Here is a 25,704-nt window from a genome sequence, read left to right on the forward strand (position 1 = left end):
TCAGGTCAGAGTTGACGATGTCCGGGTGGGACATACAGGTATAAACCTAGTCGCTTCTGAGCTCGCTCGCCCACGGAGGGTCCGCGCCCGGGCGGGTGACGGTCACCGCAGCGACGTGAACTGCGAATTCGGCGACGCTGCGCCACTGTTCGGACCCCAGCGAACCGACGGCTGCGGGAGTGAGCGCGCCGAGCCGGTCGAGCCCGTGCAGGACGCCGCCCATGATGCTGTCGCCGGCCCCGATGGTGTCGACGACGTCGACCTCGGGCGCAGACACTGTCACGGTGTCGCCGGCGGTCCGGATGCTCAGGCCGTCGGCTCCGGCGGTGGTCACGACCGCGGTGACCCCGTTGTCGATCCAGTCCTGCGCACCACTTCCATCGGTCCCGGACGCCAGGAACGCGGCGTCCTCGTCGGATAGTTTCACGACGTCGACGAAGGGCATCCAGGCCCGGAACCTGCGGCGATAGGCGTCGGCGTCGTCGATCACGGCCGCGCGGATGTTCGGGTCGAGGGCCACCAGCCGACCGTCGTCGTGGCAACGGCGCAGCAGGTTCTCGTACACCGTCGCGCCCGGCTCCAACACCAGCGAGAGCGTGCCGAAACAAACGGCGGCAACGGTCGCCGGCAACGAACCCGGGTCGCCGACCGCACGATCCGCGGTGCCCCCGACGTAGAACGAGTAGTGCGCAGCACCATCGTCACCGATCGTCGCCAGCGCGAGTGAGGTGGGCTCGTCGCGGCGCTGGACGAACGCGGTTCCCACGCCACTGGCCTGGAGGGCGTCGAGGATTGCGGTGCCATATGTGTCCGACGACACCGCTGAGAGAAACGACACCGCACTGCCCAGCCGACCGAGCGTCACCGCAACGTTGAACGGGCCGCCCCCGAGTGCGGGCTGCAGCGGCGACAGGGGGCGCCCCGACCCACGTGCCACGCGATCGGTCGCCACGACGTCGACCAGCGCCTCACCGCAGACGACGATCTCCCTCATCGAGCCATCCGATCGACGCATGTCACGGGCCCAGTGTGCCACTGCGTGATACCCGCTCGGGGCGTTCCACGCCGGTAGGCTCGGTTCATGCGGGAGTTGCCGGCCGGTCACGACGCGGTGGTGCTCGATTTCGCGCTCGACGAGTCGCCCACCGACGCTGTTCTGGCTGCGGTGTCGGCACTGCGGGCGGCCATCGAGGCGGGCGGGCTCGTCCACGTCACCGACGTGATCCCCAGCGCCCATACGGTCGTGGTGCAGGCAACCCCGGGACGCGGCATCGATGTGCTGGGAGTTCATCGGGCGCTGCGATCGGGTCGCGCGCGGGATGATCCCGCGCGAGCGCCGGCCGAGGTCGAGATCCCGGTGATCTACGACGGCGACGACATCGACGACGTGGCACGGTTGCTCGACACCTCCGCCGAGGAGGTGGGCCGATTGCACCGCGACACCTCCTGGCGAGTCCAATTCATGGGCTTCGCACCGGGTTTCGGATATCTGGTAGCGGCGGGTCCGGCGTCGGACCCGTTTGCCACCGTCGGTCGGCGCTCCGAGCCGCGCACGCGGGTACCCGAGGGGGCGGTCGCGATCGCCGCAGGCTACAGCGCCGTCTACCCCCGGCAGAGCCCGGGTGGCTGGCAATTGTTGGGCCGCACAGAAATTGCGCTCTGGGATCAGACCGCGACGCCGCCCGCGCTGCTGGCGCCGGGCACGATCGTCCGGTTCGTCGAGGCCCGCACATGACGGTCGTGACCGTCGTCGCCACCGGACCGCTGGCGACGATCCAGGACCTCGGCCGTCCCGGGTACGCACATCTCGGGGTGCCCGGTTCCGGCGGCGCCGACCGCGCCGCGCTCACCCTGGCCAATCGCCTTGTGGGCAACCGCATCTCGGCGGCGGCCGTCGAGTCGACCTTCGGCGGGTTGCGGTTGCGCGCCGACACCGACGTCCTGGTGGCGGTGACCGGCGCAGAGGCCACCGTGCGCCTCGCGGGCACGCCGGTCGGGCTCGCCGCCGGCATCGTGTTGCGCGCCGGGGCCGAACTGACCGTCGACCCACCGACGTGGGGATGCCGCAACTACCTCGCGGTCCGCGGCGGCTTCGACGTGCCGGCGGTCCTCGGCTCGCGGTCCACCGATGTGCTGTCGGGTTTGGGTCCCGACGCGCTGGCCGCCGGCGACCGGCTGCCGGTCGGCACGGACGCCGGCGAGTGGCCGGAGGTGTCGTCGGCGCCGCGGGACTCCACACACGCAGCGGTGCCAGTACTCATCTGCTCCCCCGGTCCGCGCACCAGCCACGTCGCAGAACCCGCCGCGCTGTTCACGGGGCGCTGGGAAGTGGGAGCGGAGAGTAACCGCGTGGGCGTCCGGCTCGGCCGAATTCAGAACTCCGACGAGCCGTTGATCACACATCGTCCGGACGCCGAGGAACTGCGATCCGAGGGCATCGTGCACGGATCGGTCCAGGTCCCGCCCAACGGGCGGCCGGTCATCTTCCTCGCCGATCACCCGGTGACCGGCGGCTATCCGGTGATCGCGGTCCTCGACGCCGCGTCGATCGATCTCGCGGCGCAGCTGGTCCCTGGTTCGACGATCCGGTTCCGACGACGCTGACCCGGCTCGTTGACACCTGATTGAGACGAACATAAACTTTCGTCTCATGACCGAGCTTCTCAACGACTCCGCGGCCACCTGCCCGATGCACCACATGGACGACGAGGGCTCGATTGGTGCCGACACGATCGCCACCACCGGCGCCAAGAACACCAGCGAGTACCCGCCCTTGGGTCCCGACTCCCTCACCTGGCAGATCTGGGGCACCTGGACCGGCATGTTCCAGGGACTGTGGGCCGGTTCGATGCAGAACATGCACCCCAAGCTCGGCGCCGCCGTCTGGGACCACTCGGACTTTTTCGGCGAACGCTGGCAGCGCCTGATGCGGTCGCTGTATCCCATCAGCGGCGTCGTCTTCGACAGCGTGGCCGGCGCGGAGACCGGGCACGAGGTGCGTGACTACCATCGCGAGATCAAGGGCACGATGCCCGACGGCTCGCGCTACCACGCTCTCGATCCCGACGTCTTCTACTGGGCACATGCAACCTTCTGGTACGGCAACGTCCGCCTCTGCGAGCGGTTCGGTCCGTGGCTCACCGAGGACCAGAAGCGGCAACTGTTCGAGGAGTCCAAGGCCTGGTACGCCCAGTACGGCGTGTCCATGCGCCCGGTCCCGGAAACCTACGAGGACTTCCTCGAGTACTGGGACCACATGTGCCGCAACGTTCTTCGCGACCACGAGTCGGTTCGGGTGGTCCTCGACATCTCCGTGCTCCCGCCGCCGCCGTTCCTGTCGTTCATCCCCGACGGCATCTGGCACAAGTTCATGGTGCCCACCAATCAGCGGTTCTTCACCTGGCTGACCACCGGCTTCTACGACGAGTCGATCCGCGAGATGATGAACCTGCCGTGGACCGAGCGCGACGAGCGACGTTTCCGGCTGCTGGGCAAGGTCGTCAACCTCGTGATGCACCGCCTGACCCCGAAACGCTATCTGCGCCATCCTCGTCCGCGTGACGCCTGGGATCGGGTCAGCGGCCGCGTCGCCAAGGACGCTCCGCTGGTGCAGACACCGGCGCGCAACCTGCCGCCGGAGAACGAACGCGACAATCCGATGCATTACTGCCCGGTCGGCGCCGCCCGGCGGGCCACCTACCCGGGCCATGTCAGCGAAACCCGTTGATGTCGGCCCGGCGGAGGCGCTCCTGACACTCTGTGTCCAGTTGGTGAATCTGTGTGCTGCAGCGCACAGATTCACCGATTCGGCACAGGGTGTGGGCTGAGGCCACTACTGCTGGCCGAGACCGCGCTGCATCGCGCGCTGGACTCGGGCAGCCTCCCGCTTGGCATACGGATTCGATTGTCCCGCACGCGAACCCGCCAATTTGGCGCCGATGTGCTCGCCGACGGTGATCGGCGAGTAGCGGCTGCCCGCGCCGACGCAGGACGGCAAGGTGGAGATCGTCGCGTCGATGTTGCCGTCGTGGAAGTAGGCCGCCGAACGTCGACGCTGGATGGTGCCGTCGACGATGGGTGGTTTGACCCGATGCAGCGTCGACATCCAGCGTTCGTTGGTCCAGCGCGCCATCAGGTCGCCGAGATTGATCAGCAGCGCTCCCTCGGTGGGTGTGACGTCCTGCCACTGTCCGTTAGGGTCGAGCACCTGCAGGCCGCGGACCTGATCGGCCCACAGCACGGTGACGATGCCGTAGTCCGTGTGCTCGCCCATCCCGGTCAGTTCACCATCCAGCGTTACCTCACCCGGCTCGAGCGCGTAGTTGTTCATGCGCAGGACATCGAGCGAATGGTCGGTGTAGCCGTCGAAGAAGTCCGGCGGGAGGTCGAGGGCGTCGGCGAAGATCCGCGTCAGGGTGTGCGCCACGCGTCGGGCCTCGGAGAAATAGGTCGACACCGCGGCCTGGAAGTGGTCGACCTGCGGCCAGGTGTTGTCGGCGTACTGATCGGCGGGGAGTTCCAGCTCGGGATACTCGCCCGCCTCGACGCCGACATTGAACGCCTCGAAGAAATCGTTCATCCCGGCCGCCGACTCGAGGCCGAGACTCAGCGACAGCGACTCCGATTTCGGCGGCGCATACCCGCGGTTGATCTCCGGCGGTGTGCGATAGGCCTTCTTGTCCTCCAACGGCAAGGCGAAGAAGTCGTCCATCACCGCGGTGAACTCCTCGATCACCGCGGACGGGATCTCGTGACCGACGATCTGGATGAAGCCAACGGAACTGGCTGCGTCGTCGATCTGGGCGGCTACCACCGCGCGGTCGGCCGCAGTTCCGTTGGCGGTGTAGGCACTGATGTCGACAATGGGCACACGAAAACCGGTGGTGGCGGCGGTCATGGCATCCATGGTGACATCGAATCGGCAAACGCGCTGATCAGGCCGTGGGCGGTGCGGCGTCGCGTCCCTTCGGCTGCCCGACGCGATAGCGCACGAAGGCCGGAATCAGCAGCGCCGCAACGATGGTCAGCACCACCACGCCGATGCCGCCGAAGGCTGTCGTCACCGCGACACCGAAGGACGCGGCGGCCGCACCATGCAACACGTCGGCGATCCGCGGTCCGCCCGCGACGACCACGATGAAGACGCCCTGCAGACGACCCCGCACCTCGTCGGTGGCGGCGGCCAGCAGGATCGACTGCCGGAACGCAGCCGACGCCATGTCGGCCGCACCGCCGATCATCAGCAGGACAAGCGTGATCGGCAACATCGGAATGGCCGTCCCGCCGGCCAGTCCGACGGCGATGCCCGTCCCGGTGATCGCCAGACCCCAGATGATGATGCAGACGATCACCGCGAGCCCTTGCCGCTTGACCCGGGTCACCCAACCGGAGAAGATGCCGCCGACCACCGCGCCCGCCGAGATGGCGGTGAACAGCAGCGCAAATGCCCACCCGCCCTCTGTTGGACCACCGAAATTCTCGTGCGCCATCTGCGGGAACAGCGCCCGCGGCATGCCGAAGATCATCGCGATCAGATCCACGAGGAACGATGCGAGCAGGATCTTGTGCCCGCCCAGGTAGCGGAGGCCATCGATCACCGACCGCAGGCCGGGCACCTTGGGCGCGTCGTCGCTCTCCGGTCGCAGCGACGGCAGCCGGATGACGGCCCACAGCGTCGGGATCAGGAAGATCGTGTCGAGGAAGTAGAGCAGCGAATAGCCGAGCACCGGGATCATGGCTCCGCCGACCAGCGGCCCGGCGATCGCGCCCGCCTGCATCACCGTCATGTTGAGCGACAACGCCGCCGGAAGCTCACGATCGTCGAGCAGCCGCGGGAGCACGGCCGTCCGCGTCGGCTGGTTGATGGCGAAGAATGCCTGCTGAATTGCGAAGAGCACCAGGATGATCCAGACATTTCGGACACCCATGGCCGACTGTGCCCAGAAGAGAGCACTACAGACGATCAGGCCGCACGTGGTGATGACGAGCAACGTCCGACGGTCGAAGACGTCGGCGAGCGCGCCTCCCCACAGCCCGAAGACGACCAGCGGCACCAGACCGAACACGCCCGTCAGGCCGACGTAGGCCGAGCTCCCCGTCATGACGTAGATCTGTGCTGGCACCGCGACGATGGTCAGCTGCGCCCCGATGACGGTGATGATGTTGGCCGTCCACAGCCGCCGGAAGTACGGATTCTGCAGCGGGGTGGTGTCGGCGAGAAGACGTCGCACCAGAGAAGCTTAGGTGAGGTAACGGACCATGTGGATCGCCGCCGCCCGCGGGGTCAAGCTCCCGGGTCGGTCAGGGCTGTAGCCGACCGGCATGCCAGCCGTCGTCGGAGTGCGTGAGTCGTACCCGGTTGTGCAGGCGATTCGCGCGGCCCTGCCAGAACTCGACGACGGTCGGAATCAGCCGGAACCCACCCCAGGTGGGTGGCACCGGAACGTCTGCGTCGCCGTCGAACCCACCGAACTGCTCGGCCACGGCAGCGGCCTTCGCCTCGAGGTCGGGGCGGGTGCCGATGGGCCGGGACTGGTCGGAGGCCAGCGCCGACAGTTGCGAGCCGCGCGGCCGGTTGAACCAGTAGGCCTCGGTTTCCTCCATGCTCACGTGCTCGACGGGTCCACGGAAATGCACCTGACGCTCGAGGGCGATCCACGGAAAGGTCACCGACGCGAACGGATGGGCGGCGAGGTCGCGGCCCTTGTCGGAGTCGTAGCCGGTGAAGAAGACGATGCCACTCGCGTCGACCCCCTTGCACAGGACGGTGCGGGTGGCGGGATGACCCTCGGCGTCGGTGGTGCCCAGCACCATGGCATTCGGTTCGGCGATGCGCGCGTCGACCGCTTCGCGCAGCCACACCGTGAACAGCTCGAGCCAGGGCGGATCACCACGCAGCCAGCTCGGGTCCAGATTCTCTCGGATGCCGTCGGCACCGGCGGCGCGATCCCCTTCGCCGATGTTCGGCGGAATACCGCCGCCATATCCGACGCGCATGTTCGGAAGGTCTATCGGTTGGTCCGCCACCCTTGGAAAGGCTACTCCCCGGTATGCCGACGGGGGCGGACTGTCCTACAGTTCAGTTAGTTCGTATCAACTCAGCACACGATGGCGTGTCGACGAGGGGTAGATCAGCATGTCCAACACGGTTCCCGACGATTTCGTCCCCGGTCTCGAAGGCGTGGTGGCATTCACCACCGACATCGCCGAACCCGACAAGGATGGCGGCAATCTCCGCTACCGCGGCGTCGACATCGAAGACCTCGTCGAGAACAAGGTCACCTTCGCCGACGTGTGGGCGCTGCTGGTCGACGGGAAGTTCGGGGACGGATTGCCGCCCGCCGAACCGTTCCCGCTGCCCATCCACACCGGCGACGTTCGCGTCGACGTGCAAGCCGCATTGGCGATGCTCGCCCCGATCTGGGGTTACGAACCACTTCTCGACATCGACGACGCCACCGCGCGCGAGAATCTCGCCCGGGCGTCGGTGATGGCGCTGTCGTACGTCGCACAGTCGGCGCGCGGCATCCATCAGCCAGCGGTACCGCAACACGTCATCGACGAATGCGACACCGTTACCGCGCGATTCATGACCCGCTGGAAGGGCGACCCGGACCCGCGTCACATCGCGGCGATCGACGCCTACTGGGTGAGCGCCGCCGAACACGGACTCAACGCGTCGACGTTCACCGCGCGGGTGATCGCGTCGACCGGGGCCGACGTCGCGGCGTCGTTGTCGGGCGCGATCGGCGCTATGTCGGGACCGCTGCACGGTGGGGCTCCGGCGCGAGTACTGCCGATGATCGAGGAGGTCGAGGAGACCGGCGACGCACGCGCATTGGTCAAGGGCATCCTCGACCGCAAGGAGAAGCTGATGGGCTTCGGTCACCGGGTGTACCGGGCCGAGGACCCCCGTGCACGCGTATTGCGTCGCACCGCAAAGGATCTCGGCGTTCCACGCTACGAGGTGGCGGCCGCGTTGGAGCAGGCCGCCCTCACCGAGTTGCGTGAGCGTCGTCCCGACCGCGCGATCGAGACCAACGTCGAGTTCTGGGCCGCGGTGATCCTGGACTTCGCCGAGGTCCCGACGCACATGATGCCCGCCATGTTCACGTGTGGCCGCACCGCCGGCTGGTGCGCGCACATCCTCGAGCAGAAGCGTCTCGGCAAGCTGGTACGACCCGCCGCGATCTACACCGGCCCCGCACCGCGACGCCCGGAGGACGTCGAAGGCTGGGGCGACGTCGTGAAGCCCGGCCTCTGACCGTCACCTCGTCGACCGTGCACCCCAAACCGTTGACCGTGCGTCGTAATCCGTCGACCGTGCGTCGTAATCCGTTGACCGTGCATCAGTAAGCCCCACGCGCTCGCAACGCGGTGTTGATCTCGACGACGACCCCGAATGGATCCTCGCGAAGTCGCTTCTTGTCGACACGGATGATGATCCAGCCCAGCTCTTCCAACTTGGCTTGACGTTCCTCATCGTGCGCTTGCTGTTCCGGTGTCGAGTGAAAATCCTCACCGTCGTACTCGATCCCAATTCTCAGGGCCTCGTATCCGAGATCGATCTTCGCGAAGACCCAGCCCGACTCGTCGGCCACCTTGATCTGTACGTCGGGCGTCGGCAATTCCGCCTTGAACATCAGGTGGGCCACCCAGCATTCCGGCGGCGACTCCGCTCGCTTGTCCACGAGCAGGGCGAGTTCTCGAGCTTGCACGACGTGACGAACATGTCGTTGGCGTTGCGCGTATCGCAGCAGTTCCTTGGGATCGATTTCGACGGCGCGGGCGAGCATGGAGACGTATCCGAGTGCCCGCCAAGCAGGCTTGATCCGCAGGAGATCGAATGCCGTCCGCAATGGGGAGGTCACCTTGATGCCGTCGATCATCACGATGTCTGCCGCGTCGAGGTCCACTCTGCGCGTCACCGATCCCTCTGCGGGGCGGCCGGAGCAGGTCGGCTGTCGAATCAGCTCAATCGTGAAATCATCGTCGTACCACTCAGTTCCAAGCATGATGCTCGCTGCGGTCCCACACACGACGGGATCGCCCTGGGCCGACCGAGCCGTGTTGATGATCCACTCACGCGCGCTCAGGATTGCCGATCGATCGATCGAGTTTCCGTTACGCAGGTGCCGAAAGGCCTTGCTGAACTCTGGTGGTGTCATCCCGCTCTGTTCGAGAGTCCGGCGTCGCCGAACGAGACCCGGGGATTCTGACCGAATTGTTGTCATGTGAAGTTGGACGCAACCCAGCCGTATCCGGTTCCCTCCGTCGGCGTCGTTCCCGATTCAGAACGCACGGTCAACGGTTTGGGACGCACGGTCAACGGTTTGGGACGCACAGTCAACGGTTTGGGACGCACGGTCAACGGTTTGGGACGCACGGTCAGCCGACGTCGCGACGGCGGAAGGCAGCCCATCCCGCGACCGTCACCACTGCGGCGACACACAGCATCACGACGATCGGGGTCCACTGCATCCGCGCGACCGGGACCTGCGGTGTGTGCGTGAACGGCGAGAGGTCTTCGGCCCACTGCGGGAGACCGAACATCCCCGACAACGGACCCAAGAACAGTGCGGCGATCACCAGAATCCACCCGGCCGGCACGAGTGACGATCGAAAACCGTACAGCGCCAGAGCAACAGAGGCCATGACGAGCGATGCCGGAATCTGGGCCGCGCCGGCGCGCAGGGCATCGGAGCCGGCCGACGACCAATTGCCGCCCGCGATCGCATTCCCGACCGTCATCGCCGCGACCGCCAACAGCAGGATCACCACCACACCGCCCGCCGCGATCGTGACATAGGCGAGGTGCTGGCGGGTGCGCGACGTCGGACTGGACAGGATCAGCTCGGTTCTCGACGACTCCTCTTCCGCACGCATACGGGTGGCAACATTCACCGCCCACGCACTCGCGGCGACCGCGAAGAACCCCATCATCGTCATCCCGAACAGTGTGCTCAGGTCTGCGCCGAGCTCGGAGGATCGCACGACATCCTCGAAAGGTGAATTGCCCGACGCCAATTGCTCGACGGAGGGCTGCATGAACCCGACGATGAGCCCGTATGCCGCCACCCCACCAGCCCATGACGCGAGCAACGGCACCGTCAGCCACCCGTGGATCGACAGCACCGACCGCAGTCGGTCCGACCACGCCGGCCCTGGCCGCGGGGCGATGAGTCCAGCGCCGAGATCGCGCCGCATCACCACGCTGCACGCCAACGCCAGGCCGATGACGAACACCGCCATCGACGCGAGCGCGAACCACAGGTTGTTGGCGCCGAACGGGTCGATCAACTGCGCCCAGCCCAGCGGAGTGACCCACCGCAGCCAATCCCAGCCGTCGATCGCGTCCGCGACCCCGCGCAAGAGATAGCCCACCAACACCACCGACGCGGCCGCCAAGTTCGCGATGTGCGAGGTCTTCGCCACCTGCGCCGTGACGAGCGCAGCCCCGGCCGCAGCCAGACCCGTCGTCGCATACTGGGCAAACACCGCGACCACATCCATCGGGCCCGCACCGAGCGGAAACAGCATGAGCGACATACCCAATGCCACGACCACCGAGAACAGCAGAGCGGTGACGGCCGCCGCGACCACGGGCGCCAGCGGCCCGGTGACCGACGCCCGCAACAGTTCGGTTCGCCCGAGTTCCTCCTCCTTGCGGGTCTGGCGAACCACCAGAAGCACCACACAGACACCGAGCGCGGCGATCATGAACAGGCCGGCCCGCCACACGGTCATCGACGCGGTGGAATCGATGTGGTCCAGCGGTCCGAGCAGGAACCGGAACGCGGCATTGCCGCCGAGACCCGCTTGCGCTCCGAGCCTTTCCTGGGTCGTCGAATACCCACTGGCGATCGATGCTGCCGTCGACACGTTCAGCGCCACGAACACCACGAACGTGATCAGCATCGTCCAGCGCTCGCGACGCAGCATGAGCCGCAGCAGTTTCCCCGTGTTGGCGAACGCGTCCCGGGAGATCGACAATTCGGCAGGTGCAGTCATCACGCCTCCGAATATGCTTGCAGGAAAAGCTCTTCCAGACTGGGCGGTTCGACCGCGAGCGCTGTCACACCTTGATTGGCCAGCGCACGCGTGACCTCGGCAAGACCGGATTCGTCGACGGTGAACGTCGCCTGGTGGCCGTCGATGACCAGATCGTGGACGGCGGCAAGACGTTCGAGGCCCGCCGGATCGTCGCGGAGGGTGACCGTGACGCGCGACCGCCGAAGATGCCGCAACTCGGTCAGCGTGCCCGACCGCACCGTCTTGCCGGCCCGGATGATGGTCACCGTTTCGCACAGTTCCTCGACCTCGGCGAGGATGTGGCTCGACATCAGAACCGCGGATCCCGTTGCGGCTCTCTCCCGTACACACTGCGTGAACTCACGTGTCATCAGCGGGTCGAGTCCGGAGGTCGGTTCGTCGAGGATCAGTAGTTCACTGTCCGAACACAGCGCGGCGACGAGCGCGACCTTCTGCCGGTTACCCTTCGACAACGTCGACGCCTTCTTGGTGGGGTCGAGTTCGAATCGTTCGATGAGTTCGGCTTTGCGAGTGGCAGATTGGGAGCGAACCTCGCGCAAGGAGAGCAGAAGATCGATACATTCGCCGCCGGTGAGTTGCGGCCACAGATTGACATCGCCCGGCACATAGGCGAGGCGCCGATGGATCGCCACCGCATCGGTCAGCGGATGCCGTCCGAATACCTTTGCGGTACCGCCGTCGTGGCGGTACATGCCCAGCAGAATCCGGATCGTCGTCGACTTCCCCGAACCGTTGGGGCCGAGGAATCCCGCGACCTCCCCGGGTTCGACGGTGAGATCCAGGCCGTCAAGAGCGTGAAATCTCCCGAACCGCTTGCGAAGTCCCGCAACCTCGATCACCGGAGTGTTCATTGACCTTCGTCCTCTCGGTTGGCGCCGGTCCGGTGCGCGAGCACCGCATCGAGCAAACTCTCGTCGGCCATCACGCCGTGGACCGCCAGTTCGGTGGCGGGGACCACCACCCGATCGACGTAGGACCGCAGGATGGCTCCGGCATCCGACCAGTCGTCGGGCGGATACATCACGACGTCGACGAGGAGCGCCCCCATCGACTGCGCGAGCAGGTAGCGGGCGCGGGCGGCCTCGTCGATCGCGGGTTTGACGGTGCCCGCGGCCACGCCCGCCCGTAAGGTCGCCTCGCCGTCGGTGGCGAGGTGGTCGAGAAGCTCGCGCGCCATCGCACCACCGGACTGGAGGCTCCGCACGATGTAGATGATGCGCGGGCCACTGTCTTCGACGGTGTCCATCTGGGCCAACAACGCCCCGAACGGCGATGCACCTGCGTCCTTCTCGAGGCTCCGCCGGTTGTCGTCGCGGGTGCGGGTCAGGACATACGAGTCGCACTCGGCGCGGAGATTGTCCTTGCTGCCGAAGTGGTGGATCACCAGCCCCGGACTGACCGACGCGGCGTCGGCGATCGTGCGCACCGTCGCGTCGAAGCCGTCACGGGCAAACACCTCGATCGCCGCGTCACGTATCCGTGCACGCGTCGTTCGGTCGTCGGCCGTGGTTGAACGCATGTTAAATACATTAAACGCGCGTTCAGTCCCGGTCAAGGGTGAGATGTCGGCCAACGTCATCCCGGCGCATGACGATCCGGGCGACCGTGCCCGAGACCGCCTAAACTCGCAGGCAGCAGACAGGGAGCGCCATGCGGTCGATCACGACGATCTTCACCGACGAGGGACCGGAACTGTCTGCGGACGAACAATCGGCGGCAGTGGGCGAAGCCCGGCGGCTCGCACTCGCGTCGCTGGGACGTTCCGGACCGTTCACATCCAGTACCGCAGCTATCGCCGCATCGCAGGCCACCGATTCATGGCCTTCCCCGAGTGGCGTACCCACTACCGCCAGGCCCAACGCGGCTTCATGGCGAACGCCCCCAAGGACCCGACCCACGGGATACCACCGGGCGGCTTCGGATACTGACGAGTCGCGTCGGCTGTCGACATCGGCGATACGTCATCGAACAGGCCCGCCTGGGGTGTACCCGCTGCCGATCGCGGTGTGACGGTGACCGGCCCGTCGGCCTGCGCGTCCTGGGAAGGTCGAGGTTGTTGCGCTACGAGATCCGGTGCTGGCGCGACGGCCCGATCCCCGACCTCGCGTACGCGATCGCAAGCCACTCCGTCCCCGACGACGAGACCGTTGCACGGAGCGTCGTCGACCTCACCGCGTCGGTTCCTGCGCACGTCTGGGGCCGACGTGCACCCGGGACGTCGGAGATGTGGAACTCGAACGCTGTCCTGGCCTGGCTGTTGACGGCGAGCGGGGTCGACACCGAGGACGCGGGATTGCCCGACGGTTGCCGCGCGCCCGGTTGGCGGGCCGGGATCGACGCGGCCACCAGGGCCGCACCATAGTGGTCGCGGCCACAACCCTAGAATTGCGAGCATGAGCGATACCGCCACCGCACCCATCACCCTGCCCGCCGATCTGTTGCCTGCCGACGGTCGCTTCGGTTGCGGGCCGTCGAAGGTGCGTCCCGAACAGCTGCAGTCGCTGGTCGACACCGGTGCATCGGTGTTCGGCACCAGCCATCGTCAGGCGCCGGTGAAGAACGTCGTCGGCTCCATTCGCGCCGGTCTCGCCGACCTGTTCTCGCTGCCCGACGGCTACGAGGTGGTGCTGTCCAACGGCGGCACCACCGCGTTCTGGGATGCCGCGGCGTTCGGCCTGATCAAGCGTCGGTCGCTGCACCTCACCTACGGCGAGTTCTCATCGAAGTTCGCGACGGTCGCCAAGAAGGCACCGTTCCTCGATTCGCCTGCGGTCATCTCCACCGAGCCCGGCACCGCCCCCGATCCGGCCGCGCTGACCGCCGATGACTTCGGCGGCGTCGACCTGATCGGCTGGGCACACAACGAGACGTCGACCGGCGTGGCCGTGCCGGTGGTCCGCCCCGCCGAGTCCGACGACGCGCTCATCGCGATCGACGCGACCTCGGGTGCGGGCGGTCTTCCGGTGAACATCGCCGACGCCGACGTCTACTACTTCGCGCCGCAGAAGTGCTTCGCCTCCGACGGCGGACTCTGGGTTGCACTGATGAGCCCGGCCGCCCTCGAGCGGGTCGCACGCATCGCGGAGACCGACCGCTGGTGCCCGGAGTTCCTGTCGCTGCCGACCGCGGTCGACAACAGCAGCAAGAACCAGACCTACAACACGCCTGCCGTCGGATCGCTGCTGCTGTTCGCGAATCAGATCGAGTGGATGAACGGCAACGGCGGACTCGACTGGTGTGTGTCGCGCACCGCTGACTCCTCTTCGCGGCTTTACGACTGGGCGCAGGCGAGCGAGTTCGCGACACCGTTCGTCGCGGAGCCGTCGAATCGCAGCCAGGTGGTCGGCACCATCGACTTCGACGACGAGGTGGACGCCGCGGCCGTCGCGAAGACGTTGCGCGCCAACGGGGTTGTCGACACCGAGCCGTACCGCAAGCTCGGCCGCAACCAGCTGCGCATCGGCATGTTCCCGGCCATCGATCCCGAGGACGTCACCAAACTGACCCAGTGCATCGACTACATCGTCGAGCGTCTCTGACCGACGCCGCCCCGTGTGAGCGGGGTTGACTTCGCGCGTACCGTGGACACCAATGACCACATCGATCACGCGTGTATCTATGGCCACAGTAGTTCTGAACTGCGGTTTTGCCGCGTGTCAACCGTGGATTCATCAGAGCAACGGTTAGTGTGGCGATGGAATTGCAGCACTCAGCGGAGGAGGAGCAGATGCGTGAGCTCCGGGTCGTCGGGGTAGAAACCGATGGCGCGCATGTGATCTGCCAGGATCCTGAGTCCGGTGAGAAGTTCCGCGTCGCCTCCGACGAACGTCTGCGAGCCGCGGCCCGCGGCGACATCTCACGATTGGGACAGATCGAGATCGAGATGGAAAGTGCACTGAGACCCCGCGAAATCCAAGCACGCATCCGGGCGGGAGCCACGGTCGCCGAAGTCGCGGCCATCGCCGGGGCGCCGGTCGACAAGATCGAACGCTTCGCCCATCCGGTGCTCCTGGAGCGCACCCGCGCCGCCGAACTGGCCGGCCACGCTCACCCGATCAGACACGACGGCCCGTCACTGTCGACCCTCGACGAGTCCGTCACCGAAGCGCTCATGGCCTACGGCCAGAATCCGCAGGACGCAGCCTGGGACGCGTGGAAGGGCGAGGACGGATACTGGGTCGTCCAGGTGACCTGGCAGGTCGGACGCTCGGACAACGCTGCGCACTGGCGCTTCCAACCGGGCTCCCACGGCGGCACCGTCGACCCTCTCGACGACCTCGCCGACGAGCTCAGCCACCCGGAATGGATTGCCCCGCGACGTCGCCTGACTCCGGTTGCGACCCCCGAGCTGACCCCGCCGGTCGACGTCGCCGCCGATGGACATGAGGCGGTCACGGTCGACGCCAACTCCGTGATCGGCGCCCAACGCGCCCGACTCGAACGTCGGCTCCCCGACTCCGACGCACACGGCACGGTCCCCTTCGATTTCGACGCGATCGATGACGAGCCGCATCAGGTTCCGCCGTCGAACCGATCCGACGATCATTCGTCGACCGTGCATTCGACCACAGACTTCACGGTCGCGGACCCCGATCCCCGCGTCGGGCCCGGGGACGTTTCCGAGCCCGACGCGGCCCCCAGCGACCCGACGCCCGCGCAGGATTCCTCCACCGAGGAGTCTGCTGTCGACCCCATCCCGGCAGGTGCCGACAGCGGCCCGGCCGATCACAAGCAGCGTCGACGCAAATCGCGTAAACCCGCGGTGCCTGCGTGGGAGGACGTACTGCTCGGCGTGCGCAGCAACGGGAGCAGCTGACCGGTGGCCGCGCGCGCCGTCACGCTCTGGTTCATCGACACCGACCAACCCGTCGATGCGCTCAGGGCCCACGTCGAGCAGGGCCTTCCCAACGACGTCGGACACGCGCAGGAGCTTGCGACCCAGATCTTCGGCGACAGCGTCCTCGTGCCTGCCATCGACACCGACCTGGTCACTGCTGCCGGCGCGCAGGACTCCCACGTCTACGCCGGCTGCTACGGACCGTTGGCCGTGGTGTCGTGTTCCCTGTTCGCGACGCGACGACCGTCCACCCTCACCCGCACGATCGCCACGATCCGCCCGAGCGCGGTGTCGACCTTGCTGTGGACCAACCCCGACGACTCCCTCGGCGTGTTCGCCCGATGGGAATCGGGGAGCCTGCGCCGCTCGTTCGCCGCCGACCCGGTCAACATCGACGAGGACGAGGGACTGCCGTTCACCTTCGAGGGCCCGTTCTGGGGTGGTGAGGTTCCGCTGCGCTACGCCGAAGGTGTGCCCGCCGAACCGATGGCGCTGCCCTTCCATCCCTCGCAGTTCGCCGAGGAATCCAATCGGGCGTGGCTCGGATTCCGGTTCACCCCGCCCGTCGTCGAACCAGATCTCGATCCGCGTCGAATCCCGGTGACCGGCTTCGTGATCCACCCATCCGACTATGAGCCGACGGAAACCGATCTGTCGGCCTATCGCGATCAGAACGGTCCGAGCACACCCGTGACCGAGGAAGCCGAACCGGCACCGAAACGCGGACGGATCGCACGGTACTTCGGCTTCGGCGGCTGATCCGAAGAGTTCGGTGACCGACGCTCTGACCTGGGCAAACGCCACAGTGCTCTGTCCCTGAAAATAGGGGAAGAACTTCTTCCCCGGGGTTCACAGTCGTCCCCTAGAAATTCCTAGGGGAGGACTCCAAGAGTAGGGGACGAGTTTTCTTCCCCTAGTTTCTTGGCAGCAAAGAGCGCTTTCTGTGCTCGACGACGATGTTCGGAGTCCGAGGTCTGCGCTCGCCAGGGACCTCTGTGATGGTTGACCGCGACGGCGGCTTCGCCGACCTCCCACGCGCGTCGTCGGCGAGTCGTGGTTTCAGAAACCGCGTGTCTGGTCAGAAACCCGAGGTGCACCAGCGGTTTCTGGCGACCAATGCGGTTTCTGCGATGAGGCCGCACTCTTCCCGCCTCCACGATCGCCGACGACGTCGGCGAGTCGGTCGCTAGTTCGAAGAGTCTGGCCTCCGGTCTGATCGGTTCCGCGCAGGCCCCATCAGCCTGATCTCCGCTCCCGCGCAACTTCGCAGAGTGCACCTGGAAGGAGTGCAAGAAGCGCTACAGCCAGAGCCTGAAACGTAGATGGCATGCGGAGACCGTACTTGGCGCAGAACGCTTTTCAGCGCATCGACCACCGATGGGGGATAACCGAGCACGATGCGTGGCGGATGGCCGGCCGGTCGGCGGACTTCCGTGAGGCGCCAACTCAACGACCCACGGCGAACAAAGCCACCGACGACGCGGCGCCGGCGAGCATCCCCAGTAGCAGGCCCCAGACGATCCAGCGCAGCACCGCTCGGAAACGCAACTCCCACAGGGTCCAGCCGAGCCCGCCGGCGACCACCGCGACCGCCACCAGACCCAGCCACCGCTGCGCGTTGCCGACGAGGTCGTACAGCCCGATCAGGACCAGCGTCGCGAAGACCGCGCACGCCACAGCGACGATCAGTCCGAACAACCACGGAGTCGGTTCCGCGGGGTGTTCTGCGCCGCCGGTCATCCCTCCATCGTGCCGGACCGGACGCGTTCATAGAACGCGATCGCCGCGGCCGTTGCGACGTTGAGCGAATCGGTACCGCGACTCATCGGAATTCGTGCGCGCACATCGGTGGCGGCCATGGCCGACGCGGTGAGTCCCGGGCCTTCCGCACCCACGAGGAACCCGACCTTCTCCGTCCGCACCGCATCCGCAAGCGTCACCGCAGCGGGATCCGGAGTGAGAGAGACCAGGCGGAAACCCTGGTCGCGCACGGCGTCGAGACCAGAGGGCCACTCGTCGAACTGTGCGAACGGCACGAGCAGTGCGTGCCCCATCGACACGCGGACGCACCGCCGGTAGAGCGGGTCGGCGCAGCCGGCGCCGAAGAGGACCGCGTCGACACCGAGTCCCGCGGCGTTGCGGAAGATGCTGCCGATGTTCTCGTGATCGTTGACGCCCTCGAGGATCACCACGCTGCGCGCGGATTCGAGAGCGGCATCGACGGAGAGGACCGGTGCGCGTCGGGCGACGGCGAGCACACCGCGATTGAGGTGAAACCCGACCACCTCGGCCATCACGTCGGCAGTCGCTCGGTAGAACGGAACGCCGGCCAACGCACCGCTCCGCAGATCGGTGTCGAGTTCGTCGAGACGTTTGCCTACCCCGAGAAACGCGTGCGGCGCGAACCGCGACGCAATCATCCGCTGTGCGACCAGCACGCCCTCTGCGACGACCAACGCCTTTCCCGGCCGGCCACCCGGCAGCGTCGGGAGGTCGGGACGACGATCGACCGAGCTGAGGTCGCGGAAATCGTCCACCCGCGGATCGGCGGGGTCGTCGATGTCGATCACGTCGACGGCGAGTTCCGGCACCGCAACAGTGTGCCATCGCCGCGCATCATCGCCGGCACTCGCGCCGCAACGCGAAGGGTTGCGACGATCGCCGGCCCGGGATGGATACGGTGGAGGTGTGACCATCACTTCTACGAGCGGGCTGTCCCTGCGACGCGCCACCGACGCCGACTGGGACGACATCATCGCCACCGACGCGCGTGCCTTCGCGATGCGCAACCCGCTGCCCGATGACGAACGTACGGACCTGCGGGGCAAGGTCGCCGACTCCGACATCGTCCTGGTCCGCGACGCCGCCCTCGATCCGGCGCCGCTGGTCGGGGTGTCGATGTTCTACCGGATGACGATGACCGTGCCGGGCGGCTCGGTGCGCAACGCGGCCGGGTTGTCGTGGGTGTCGGTCGCCGCCACGCACCGCAGGCGCGGCATCCTGCGCACCATGCTCACGGAGCTGTTCGAGCAGTGGGAGGCCGACGGTCAGATCTTCGCGATCCTCACCGCCAGCGAGGGCACCATCTACGAGCGGTTCGGCTTCGGGCCCGCCACCTTCGCCCACGACGTGAAGATCACGCCGGGACGAGCACGGATGCGTGCGTCCCAACCGGAGGGTTCGCCGGTCCACTATGCCGACGGCGACGAGGTGGACGCGGCGGTTCCCGACTTGCATGCCCGCTGGACTCGCACCACCCCCGGCGCACTCGGTCGCACACCGGCGTGGTGGCGGCCGCTGCTGGCCGACCGCCCCTCCGAACGACCTTTCGCCGGGAGCGGACTGCACTATCTCCTGCACGACGACGGCTATGCGTCCTACCGGATCATCAAGCAGGATTCGGGCAAGGTGCACGCCGAGGTCAAGGAGGTGGTCACGGCCACCGACGATGCACACACGGAACTGTGGCGCGTGCTCACGAGCCTCGACCTGATCCCGTCGGTGACCGCCGCGATCCCCGCCGACGACCCGTTGCCCGCGAAACTCACGGACCTGCGCGCCGTCGAATTGACCGGACGCGCCGACACCATGTGGCTGCGCATTCTCGACGTTCCTGCGGCACTCGGCGCCCGGCAGTATGCCGCGGACCTCGACGCGGTGATCGAGGTCGTCGACGAATTCCGTGGGCACGGAGGTGTTTTCGATGTCGCCGTCCGCCATGGGGGTGCGATCGTCGCACCGTCATCCGCGACGCCGACCGTACGGCTCGACACCGCCGTCTTGTCATCGATCTATCTCGGCGGCATCCGGCCGTCGACGTTCGCGGCGGCAGGTCGGCTGTGGACCGCATCGCCGGAGATCCTGCAGTCGCTCGACCAGGCCTTCGCCACCGAACGCGCACCCTTTGCGGGCACGTTCTTCTGACGGCGAATCAGTCCTCGGTGTCGGCGAGGACCTTGTTGAGGATCAGCACCGTGTCGCGGAGGGTGTCGCGCTCGTCGGGCGTGAGTTCCCGAAGCCGGTCGCTGAGCCACGCCTTGCGGGCCGCCAATTCCTCGGTGACCACTTCCATCCCCGCCGGGGCGAGCGTCACGATCGCCTGCCGGCCGTCCGTCGGGTGCGGTTCGCGTTTGATCATGCCCAGATCGGACAGCGAGGCGATCACCCGGGTCATCGACGGCGGGCGGACGCGTTCGGCGGCTGCAAGTGCACCGGGCGTCATCGGCCCCTCGTGGTGCAGTGTGGACAACGCCGACAACTGAGTGAGTGAAACAAGCTTGTTCTCGCGGCGCCCCCGAAGGCGCCGCGCGAATCGGACCACGGCCAGCGACAAATCGCCCGCCAGGCTCCCGTCCCCGTACGGTGAGTGCACGCGCTTAGCGTAGTTCACTAACTAGTCGTTCACCCTGTTTACGCAGCGCAGACCAGGCCAATTGGGCCAATCAGACGACAACCGTTTCCCAATTCATACCAACTGGGTGAGAATGTTCAGTTGAGCAAATCCGAAATCGGCGCCCTCGCGAAGTAGGCGATGAAGATCGCCGCGATCCCCCACATCAGCGGATGGACCGAACGTGCCCTGCCCGCAGCGGTGGCCATGACGACCCAACTGATGAATCCCACGCCGATGCCGTTGGCGATCGAATACGTGTAGGGCATCACGACCACTGTCAGGAATGCCGGCAGTGCGTAGTCGAAGCGGGTGAAGTCGATGGACCGCAGCTGACCGATCATGAGTGCACCCACCACCACGAGCGCGGGCGTCACCGCTTCCAGCGGGATCACCTCGTAGAGCGGGGTCAGGAACATGGCGGCCAGGAACAGCAGACCGGTGACCACGTTCGCCAGGCCGGTCCGCGCGCCCTCGGCGATACCCGAGGCCGATTCGACGAAGACCGTGTTCGACGACGACGACGCGGCACCACCGACGATGGCGCCGGTGCCCTCGACCACCAGCGCCCGACCGATCCCGGGCAGATTTCCCTTGTCATCGGCCAGACCGGCCTCTTTGCCCAGGCCGGTCATCGTGCCCATCGCGTCGAAGAAGTTCGACAGCACCAGGGCGAACACGAACACCGACGCCGCGAGCACCCCGATCCGTGTGAACGCACCGAAGACGTCGACGTTGCCGACGAGCGCGAGATCGGGCAGCCCGCCGAGACCATCGGGTAGTTGCGGGATGGACAGACTCCAACCGTCGGGATTGTCCTGGGATGAACCGAGATCGAAGACCGCCTCGGCGATGATCGCCACCACCGACATGATGACGATCCCGATCAACAGGCCGCCGGGGACCTTCCGCACCACCAGGACACCCATCACCAAGACACCGATCGTGAAGATCAACGTCGGAACGGTGGTGATCGAGTTCTCGCTGCCGAGCTGGACCGGCGTGGTGCCTGCCTCGGGTTTGGTGACGAACCCGGCATCCACGAAGCCGATGAACGCGATGAACGCGCCGATGCCGGCGGCGATCGCGGCCTTCAGCTCGGCCGGAATCGCGTTGAACACCGCCGTGCGGAACCCGGTGACCGCGAGCAGCACGATGATGATGCCGTCGATCACCACCAGTCCCATGGCCTCGGGCCACGTCACCTCGGGGGCGATCGTGACGGCGAGCAGGCTGTTGATACCCAGCCCGGTCGCAATCGCGAACGGGTAGTTGGCAACCAGACCGAACAGGATCGACATCACGCCTGCGACCAGGGCGGTCACCGCGGCGACCTGCGCCAGCGGCAGCACGTTGCCCAGGACGTCGGCGTTCTTCGCGGGCTGGCCGTCGGTGGCCGGGATACCGCCGATGATGATCGGGTTGAGCAGCACGATGTAGGACATCGTGAAGAAGGTGACGAGGCCGCCGCGGACCTCGCGATTCAGCGCGGAGCCACGTTCGGAGATCTTGAAGAACCGGTCAAGCGCCCCGGGCGCGTTCGACGGTGTGGTGGGCTCGCTCGACGAATCGGTGGGCACCCTCGAAAGCTACCCTGGTGGCATGGTCGACGCAGCGCAGATCCCGCAACTCCCACGCGTGTTGCGTGCGCCGGAACCGGTGATCGTCGTCGGGATGCTGGCCTGGGCCGTGGCCACTGTGGTCGTCTGGGCCACCGGCACCGGCGGCGACCGCGCACTGGCGGTCTGCCTGGTGGGCCTGGGGGTTGGCCTGCTGGGAACGACGATCGTCGGCGTTCAGCGCGCCGGTGTGCGCCGAGGCGCGCGCGGCGCTCAGGAGGGGCTGGACTGACCCGCGCGGCCGGCCGTCGTCCCTGGACGCCGGAATGGCTTGAGCCGCAAGATATGCCGCAGGACAAACGCGAGTACCGGCCGGATCAGCGGAGCAGCCCAGCGCCACGGCAGGAAGCCCACCCACTTCGGTGAACCGGCGATCTCCCACGTCACGGTGACCGTGTTGAGGCGTTCGCCATCGGTGAGGGTGAAGCGTTCCGCGAAGTTCTTGATGGCGAAGGGCACCGACACACCGGTACCGATCAGCACGATCCGCTCCCGCTCTTCGACATCGGCGAGACGCTGTGAAACCGAGAGGACGGTGCCGGACATGGTGCGCGTCGCCCCGACCGCGACGCGCTCAGATCCGGACACCGACCACTCGGGACCCCGCAGCAACGGCAGGGAACTCAGGTAGGGCGCCTCGGTCAGGCGCTCCCAGACCTCGCGGCGCGGCAGCGGCGTGGTCTCCACGATGGTGATCGCGAACGCCGCCCGACGCTCGATGTAGTCGTCGACGTCATCGAGCGTCATATCCCGCACCGCGAAGCGGTTGGGCTTCGACGCCAGTCCGTACAAGACGAACAGCGCCAGCAGCCCGAGGACTCCGAGTACGACGAGGACGGCCACCACCCCGACCACGATGGCCGTCGCCGTCACACCGGTCTCACTTCACGTTTCATATATGAAGCATAGCGAGCAGTTGGCGGCGTGTGAACAAGAACCGCTGATTTCGTACTGCCGACGCCGTCGGCAGTCGTGGAGCCGGGAAGGGCCGGGGGCGTCCGGTGAGACCACAGGAACACGCCGCCAATCCCGTCGGATGTCTGTACGCCCCAGCCCGACCACATCCACTGTGCACTTGACTGGGCTCCCAGGTACAGATTCCCGCAGGTCAGCAGGCCGAAAGCAGTATTCTTCGGATCAGCGACCCACCCGCCGACGGCGTCGGCGATCGTGGAGGCGGAATTGCGTGAGCCTGCTCAAGAATCCGCGCATGCGGCCAGAAACCTCAGGCCTGGCCAGAAACCGCTGGCGCGCATCGGGTTTCTGACCAGACACGCGGTTTCTAAGTCGCGACATGCCAACGCTCACTCGGACGGGTGGTCGTCCGGCCTTGAGCCGCACCGAAAGTAGGGGAAGAAACTCGTCCCCTACTCCTGGAGTCCTCCCCGCGGATTTTCTCGCGGACGACTCACAAGCAGGGGCAGAAAGTAGGGGAAGAACCTCCGCTACTTTCAGTGGTCCGGCGGCTCGCCGAGTCACTCCCCCGCGATCGTCGCCCGCATGCGCGAGCCCAGCAGTCCGATTGCGTCACCCATCCGTGCGAACGCGGGATTGTGGGTTTGACCGTGGTAGTAGCGGTAGTAGATCTGCTGGGCGATCACGACCGCCCGGAACAGCCCGAACGCCTCGTACCAGCGCCAGCGATCCGGGGTCATGTCGAAACCCATTCGCTCGCAGTACCGTTCGACGAACTCGCGACGCGACACCATGCCGGGCAGGTTGGTCGGGACCCGCCGGATGGCCTGCATCGCGGCGTCGTCGTCGGCCTGGACCCAGTACGCGAGCGAACCGGCCACATCCATCAACGGATCGCCCAGGGTCGCCATCTCCCAATCCAGGATGCCGATCACCTGGCTGACGTCGGCGTTGTCGAGGACGACGTTGTCGAGTTTGTAGTCGTTGTGGATGACGCAGTTCGCCACGTCGTCGGGCTGGTGCTCGGCGATCCAGGCCATCTCGGCCTCGAACTCGGGCACGTCGTCGGTGTGCGCGTTGCGGAACCGGGTGGTCCAGCCGTCGACCTGTCGGCGAACGTAGCCGAAACCCTTGCCGAGGTCGGCGAGTCCGGCGTTCTCCGGATCCACAGAATGCAGTTCGACGAGCGTGTCGATGAAGTTGTGGCACAACCGTCGGGCCTTCTCGGCGTCGAGCGGCACGTCGGCAGGCCAGTCCCGACGCGGGATCACCCCGTCGATGCGGCCCATCACGTAGAAGTCCGCACCGAGCACCTCGTCGTCGTCGCAGAAGGCCACCAGCGGTGCGATGTAGGGCAGCACTGTGCCCAGCCGCGACTGGATTCGGTACTCCCGTCCCATGTCGTGGGCGCCGCGGGCCTTGGTGCCGCGCGGTGCACGGCGCAGGATCAGGTCCCGGTCCGAATAGTGCAGCAGGTAGGTCAGATTCGACGCACCGCCCGAGAACTGCCGAACCTCGGGTACTTCGCCGATGCCCGCATTCTCGCCGAGCCAGGACGCGACCCGCTCGACGTCGAACTCGTCCTCGGCCCGGACTGCGGTGGCCCCGCTCTCCCCCTCAGCCATGTCCTGTCCTCTCACTATCGGTACTTGGCCAGTTCCAGGCGTGCGACGACGCTGCGGTGGACCTCGTCGGGCCCGTCGGCGAGACGCAGCGACCGTGCACCCACCCACGCCGCCGCCAGCGGGAAGTCGTCGGTCAGTCCGCCGCCGCCGTGCAGCTGGATTGCGAGGTCGATGACGTCGAGCGCCATGTTGGGCACCTCGACCTTGATCTCGCTCACTGCGGAGAGCGCCTCGCGACCCATGCCCTGGTCGAGCAGCCATGCGGCGTGCAGGACCAACAGCCTCGACCGGTTGATCGCGATACGGGCATCGGCGATACGTTCGGAGTTGCCGCCCAGCTTGGCCAGTGGCCGCCCGAATGCCTCGCGCGAAAGCGCGCGTCGCACACCGAGTTCCAGAGCTCGTTCGGCAAGCCCGATGGCGCGCATACAGTGATGGACGCGGCCCGGGCCGAGTCGGCCCTGGGCGATCTCGAAGGCCCGACCGGGCCCGAGCAGGACGTTGGATGCCGGCACCCGCACATCGGTGAACGACACCTCGCCGTGCCCGAACGGCTCGTCGAAGTAGCCCATCGTGGTGAGCATCCGCTCGACCCGAACACCCGGCGCGTCGATCGGGATGAGCACCATGGTGTGCCGAGCATGCCGATCGGCCTCCGCGTCGGTGACGCCCATGAAGATCAGTACTTTGCAATCGGGATGTCCGACGCCTGTCGAGAACCACTTGATGCCATTGATGACGACGTCCTCGCCGTCGGGCACCACCGTGGCGGCCATGTTGGTGGCATCCGAACTGGCGACGCCCGGCTCGGTCATGCAGAAGGCGCTGCGAATGTCGGCGCGCAACAACGGTTCCAACCACTGCGACCGCTGCTCGGCGGTGCCGTAACGCAGCAGCACCTCCATGTTCCCGGTGTCGGGTGCGCTGCAGTTGAAGACCAACGGACCGAGCGTCGATGCACCCATCGCCTCGGCGAGCGGAGCGTAATCGACATTCGACAGCCCGGCGCCACCGTCGGTCCCGAAGTCAGCTGCGTACTGCCCTGCGTGCGCCTCGGGCAGGAAGAGGTTCCACAGTCCTTCCTTGCGTGCCTTGGCCTGCAGTTCGGCGATCAGGGGCGACGGCACCCACGGGTCACCACCGCCCTCGCGACGGCTCGCGATGTCGCGGTGGATGTCCGGCTCGACAGGGTCGACCTCGGCGGCGATGAATGCTCGAACCCGCTCGGTCAGATCTGCCGATCGCGGTGACGGAGAAAAATCCATG

Annotated in this window: 25 protein-coding genes; 10 read left to right on the forward strand and 15 right to left on the reverse strand. The window is 66.8% G+C overall.

What is annotated here, in order from left to right; all coding sequences use genetic code 11:
* Positions 1–46 precede the first annotated feature (46 nt).
* A complete protein-coding gene (locus tag MKW15_RS11010; protein WP_240857659.1) occupies positions 47–994 on the reverse strand; it encodes a carbohydrate kinase family protein in 948 nt (315 codons plus the stop codon).
* Positions 995–1,081: 87 nt separating this feature from the next.
* On the opposite strand from MKW15_RS11010, the gene MKW15_RS11015 reads away from it, so the two are divergent.
* The 3 genes from MKW15_RS11015 to MKW15_RS11025 are packed head-to-tail and all read left to right on the forward strand — an operon-like array spanning position 1,082 to position 3,727.
* Positions 1,082–1,735 carry a 5-oxoprolinase subunit B family protein gene (locus tag MKW15_RS11015; protein ID WP_240857660.1) on the forward strand — a complete coding sequence of 218 codons (654 nt, stop codon included), beginning with the start codon at positions 1,082–1,084 and terminating at the stop codon, positions 1,733–1,735.
* Positions 1,732–2,604: a 5-oxoprolinase subunit C family protein gene (locus MKW15_RS11020; RefSeq protein WP_240857661.1), complete on the forward strand. Its 873-nt coding sequence runs from the start codon at positions 1,732–1,734 to the stop codon at positions 2,602–2,604. Before MKW15_RS11015 ends, MKW15_RS11020 begins: the two co-directional genes overlap by 4 nt.
* Positions 2,605–2,650: 46 nt before the next feature.
* On the forward strand, positions 2,651–3,727 hold the full coding sequence (locus MKW15_RS11025; RefSeq protein WP_240857662.1) for an oxygenase MpaB family protein: 1,077 nt from the start codon (positions 2,651–2,653) through the stop codon (positions 3,725–3,727).
* A gap of 105 nt (positions 3,728–3,832) precedes the next feature.
* Here the strand turns inward: MKW15_RS11025 and MKW15_RS11030 are convergent, their stop codons facing one another.
* From MKW15_RS11030 to pdxH, 3 genes are all read right to left on the reverse strand, one after another.
* Positions 3,833–4,906: an isopenicillin N synthase family dioxygenase gene (locus MKW15_RS11030; protein WP_240857663.1), complete on the reverse strand. Its 1,074-nt coding sequence runs from the start codon at positions 4,904–4,906 to the stop codon at positions 3,833–3,835.
* A gap of 28 nt (positions 4,907–4,934) precedes the next feature.
* The gene (locus tag MKW15_RS11035; protein WP_240857664.1) at positions 4,935–6,230 is read right to left on the reverse strand and encodes an MFS transporter; all 1,296 of its coding nucleotides are present in this window, start codon (positions 6,228–6,230) and stop codon (positions 4,935–4,937) included.
* 70 nt (positions 6,231–6,300) lie between these two features.
* Positions 6,301–6,996, reverse strand: coding sequence for a pyridoxamine 5'-phosphate oxidase (pdxH, locus tag MKW15_RS11040; RefSeq protein WP_276614861.1), 696 nt, complete (start codon positions 6,994–6,996; stop codon positions 6,301–6,303).
* 139 nt (positions 6,997–7,135) lie between these two features.
* Between pdxH and MKW15_RS11045 the strand changes: the two genes are divergently transcribed.
* Positions 7,136–8,263, forward strand: a complete 1,128-nt coding sequence (locus MKW15_RS11045; RefSeq protein ID WP_240857666.1) for a citrate synthase 2 — start codon at positions 7,136–7,138, stop codon at positions 8,261–8,263.
* Positions 8,264–8,348: 85 nt separating this feature from the next.
* Here the strand turns inward: MKW15_RS11045 and MKW15_RS24550 are convergent, their stop codons facing one another.
* From MKW15_RS24550 to MKW15_RS11065, 4 genes are all read right to left on the reverse strand, one after another.
* The gene (locus MKW15_RS24550; protein WP_240857667.1) at positions 8,349–8,927 is read right to left on the reverse strand and encodes a DUF559 domain-containing protein; all 579 of its coding nucleotides are present in this window, start codon (positions 8,925–8,927) and stop codon (positions 8,349–8,351) included.
* Between the two features lie 460 nt (positions 8,928–9,387).
* The gene (locus MKW15_RS11055; protein WP_240857668.1) at positions 9,388–11,010 is read right to left on the reverse strand and encodes an ABC transporter permease; all 1,623 of its coding nucleotides are present in this window, start codon (positions 11,008–11,010) and stop codon (positions 9,388–9,390) included.
* Positions 11,010–11,903, reverse strand: a complete 894-nt coding sequence (locus MKW15_RS11060) for an ABC transporter ATP-binding protein (protein WP_240857669.1) — start codon at positions 11,901–11,903, stop codon at positions 11,010–11,012. Before MKW15_RS11060 ends, MKW15_RS11055 begins: the two co-directional genes overlap by 1 nt.
* On the reverse strand, positions 11,900–12,571 hold the full coding sequence (locus tag MKW15_RS11065; RefSeq protein ID WP_240857670.1) for a TetR/AcrR family transcriptional regulator: 672 nt from the start codon (positions 12,569–12,571) through the stop codon (positions 11,900–11,902). Before MKW15_RS11065 ends, MKW15_RS11060 begins: the two co-directional genes overlap by 4 nt.
* Positions 12,572–13,108: 537 nt before the next feature.
* Here MKW15_RS11065 and MKW15_RS11070 point away from each other — a divergent pair.
* From MKW15_RS11070 to MKW15_RS11085, 4 genes are all read left to right on the forward strand, one after another.
* On the forward strand, positions 13,109–13,414 hold the full coding sequence (locus tag MKW15_RS11070) for a hypothetical protein (RefSeq protein WP_240857671.1): 306 nt from the start codon (positions 13,109–13,111) through the stop codon (positions 13,412–13,414).
* 31 nt (positions 13,415–13,445) lie between these two features.
* Positions 13,446–14,591, forward strand: a complete 1,146-nt coding sequence (gene serC / locus MKW15_RS11075) for a phosphoserine transaminase (protein WP_240857672.1) — start codon at positions 13,446–13,448, stop codon at positions 14,589–14,591.
* 188 nt (positions 14,592–14,779) lie between these two features.
* Positions 14,780–15,868 carry a septation protein SepH gene (gene sepH / locus MKW15_RS11080; protein WP_240857673.1) on the forward strand — a complete coding sequence of 363 codons (1,089 nt, stop codon included), beginning with the start codon at positions 14,780–14,782 and terminating at the stop codon, positions 15,866–15,868.
* Between the two features lie 3 nt (positions 15,869–15,871).
* Positions 15,872–16,648 (forward strand): DUF6928 family protein, encoded by a 777-nt coding sequence (locus tag MKW15_RS11085; RefSeq protein ID WP_240857674.1) that lies wholly within the window; start codon positions 15,872–15,874, stop codon positions 16,646–16,648.
* Positions 16,649–17,335: 687 nt separating this feature from the next.
* Here MKW15_RS11085 and MKW15_RS11090 read toward each other — a convergent pair.
* Together MKW15_RS11090 and MKW15_RS11095 are read right to left on the reverse strand one after the other, a co-directional pair.
* Positions 17,336–17,629: a DUF2537 domain-containing protein gene (locus tag MKW15_RS11090; RefSeq protein WP_240857675.1), complete on the reverse strand. Its 294-nt coding sequence runs from the start codon at positions 17,627–17,629 to the stop codon at positions 17,336–17,338.
* Positions 17,626–18,480 carry a TrmH family RNA methyltransferase gene (locus tag MKW15_RS11095; RefSeq protein WP_240857676.1) on the reverse strand — a complete coding sequence of 285 codons (855 nt, stop codon included), beginning with the start codon at positions 18,478–18,480 and terminating at the stop codon, positions 17,626–17,628. Before MKW15_RS11095 ends, MKW15_RS11090 begins: the two co-directional genes overlap by 4 nt.
* A 97-nt stretch (positions 18,481–18,577) precedes the next feature.
* On the opposite strand from MKW15_RS11095, the gene MKW15_RS11100 reads away from it, so the two are divergent.
* Positions 18,578–19,813, forward strand: a complete 1,236-nt coding sequence (locus MKW15_RS11100) for a GNAT family N-acetyltransferase (protein ID WP_240857677.1) — start codon at positions 18,578–18,580, stop codon at positions 19,811–19,813.
* Positions 19,814–19,820: 7 nt separating this feature from the next.
* On the opposite strand, the gene MKW15_RS11105 is transcribed toward MKW15_RS11100, so the two are convergent.
* Together MKW15_RS11105 and MKW15_RS11110 are read right to left on the reverse strand one after the other, a co-directional pair.
* Positions 19,821–20,261: a MarR family winged helix-turn-helix transcriptional regulator gene (locus tag MKW15_RS11105; protein ID WP_240857678.1), complete on the reverse strand. Its 441-nt coding sequence runs from the start codon at positions 20,259–20,261 to the stop codon at positions 19,821–19,823.
* Positions 20,262–20,377: 116 nt separating this feature from the next.
* A complete protein-coding gene (locus MKW15_RS11110) occupies positions 20,378–21,859 on the reverse strand; it encodes an NCS2 family permease (protein ID WP_240857679.1) in 1,482 nt (493 codons plus the stop codon).
* A gap of 22 nt (positions 21,860–21,881) precedes the next feature.
* Between MKW15_RS11110 and MKW15_RS11115 the strand changes: the two genes are divergently transcribed.
* On the forward strand, positions 21,882–22,130 hold the full coding sequence (locus tag MKW15_RS11115) for a DUF2530 domain-containing protein (RefSeq protein ID WP_240857732.1): 249 nt from the start codon (positions 21,882–21,884) through the stop codon (positions 22,128–22,130).
* Here MKW15_RS11115 and MKW15_RS11120 read toward each other — a convergent pair.
* From MKW15_RS11120 to MKW15_RS11130, 3 genes are all read right to left on the reverse strand, one after another.
* On the reverse strand, positions 22,112–22,771 hold the full coding sequence (locus MKW15_RS11120; RefSeq protein ID WP_240857680.1) for a hypothetical protein: 660 nt from the start codon (positions 22,769–22,771) through the stop codon (positions 22,112–22,114). The genes MKW15_RS11115 and MKW15_RS11120 overlap by 19 nt on opposite strands.
* A 602-nt stretch (positions 22,772–23,373) precedes the next feature.
* The gene (locus MKW15_RS11125) at positions 23,374–24,438 is read right to left on the reverse strand and encodes a phosphotransferase family protein (protein ID WP_240857681.1); all 1,065 of its coding nucleotides are present in this window, start codon (positions 24,436–24,438) and stop codon (positions 23,374–23,376) included.
* A 14-nt stretch (positions 24,439–24,452) separates the two neighbouring features.
* Positions 24,453–25,703: an acyl-CoA dehydrogenase family protein gene (locus MKW15_RS11130; protein WP_240857682.1), complete on the reverse strand. Its 1,251-nt coding sequence runs from the start codon at positions 25,701–25,703 to the stop codon at positions 24,453–24,455.
* Position 25,704: the final 1 nt, after the last annotated feature.

It is taken from the genome of Gordonia gummivorans (assembly GCF_022513585.1).
Taxonomy (GTDB): Bacteria; Actinomycetota; Actinomycetes; order Mycobacteriales; family Mycobacteriaceae; genus Gordonia.

Excerpts from the sequence above, each read along its gene's own strand:
- MKW15_RS11045 (WP_240857666.1), top strand. The coding sequence starts at position 7,136 with ATGTCCAACACGGTTCCCGACGATTTCGTCCCCGGTCTCGAAGGCGTG.
- MKW15_RS11115 (WP_240857732.1), top strand. The coding sequence starts at position 21,882 with ATGGTCGACGCAGCGCAGATCCCGCAACTCCCACGCGTGTTGCGTGCG.
- MKW15_RS11025 (WP_240857662.1), top strand. The coding sequence starts at position 2,651 with ATGACCGAGCTTCTCAACGACTCCGCGGCCACCTGCCCGATGCACCAC.
- pdxH (WP_276614861.1), bottom strand. The coding sequence starts at position 6,996 with ATGCGCGTCGGATATGGCGGCGGTATTCCGCCGAACATCGGCGAAGGG.
- MKW15_RS11055 (WP_240857668.1), bottom strand. The coding sequence starts at position 11,010 with ATGACTGCACCTGCCGAATTGTCGATCTCCCGGGACGCGTTCGCCAAC.
- MKW15_RS11060 (WP_240857669.1), bottom strand. The coding sequence starts at position 11,903 with ATGAACACTCCGGTGATCGAGGTTGCGGGACTTCGCAAGCGGTTCGGG.
- MKW15_RS11015 (WP_240857660.1), top strand. The coding sequence starts at position 1,082 with ATGCGGGAGTTGCCGGCCGGTCACGACGCGGTGGTGCTCGATTTCGCG.
- serC (WP_240857672.1), top strand. The coding sequence starts at position 13,446 with ATGAGCGATACCGCCACCGCACCCATCACCCTGCCCGCCGATCTGTTG.
- MKW15_RS11065 (WP_240857670.1), bottom strand. The coding sequence starts at position 12,571 with ATGCGTTCAACCACGGCCGACGACCGAACGACGCGTGCACGGATACGT.
- MKW15_RS11125 (WP_240857681.1), bottom strand. The coding sequence starts at position 24,438 with ATGGCTGAGGGGGAGAGCGGGGCCACCGCAGTCCGGGCCGAGGACGAG.
- MKW15_RS11130 (WP_240857682.1), bottom strand. The coding sequence starts at position 25,703 with ATGGATTTTTCTCCGTCACCGCGATCGGCAGATCTGACCGAGCGGGTT.
- MKW15_RS11030 (WP_240857663.1), bottom strand. The coding sequence starts at position 4,906 with ATGGATGCCATGACCGCCGCCACCACCGGTTTTCGTGTGCCCATTGTC.
- MKW15_RS11090 (WP_240857675.1), bottom strand. The coding sequence starts at position 17,629 with ATGACCGGCGGCGCAGAACACCCCGCGGAACCGACTCCGTGGTTGTTC.
- MKW15_RS11020 (WP_240857661.1), top strand. The coding sequence starts at position 1,732 with ATGACGGTCGTGACCGTCGTCGCCACCGGACCGCTGGCGACGATCCAG.
- sepH (WP_240857673.1), top strand. The coding sequence starts at position 14,780 with ATGCGTGAGCTCCGGGTCGTCGGGGTAGAAACCGATGGCGCGCATGTG.
- MKW15_RS11010 (WP_240857659.1), bottom strand. The coding sequence starts at position 994 with ATGAGGGAGATCGTCGTCTGCGGTGAGGCGCTGGTCGACGTCGTGGCG.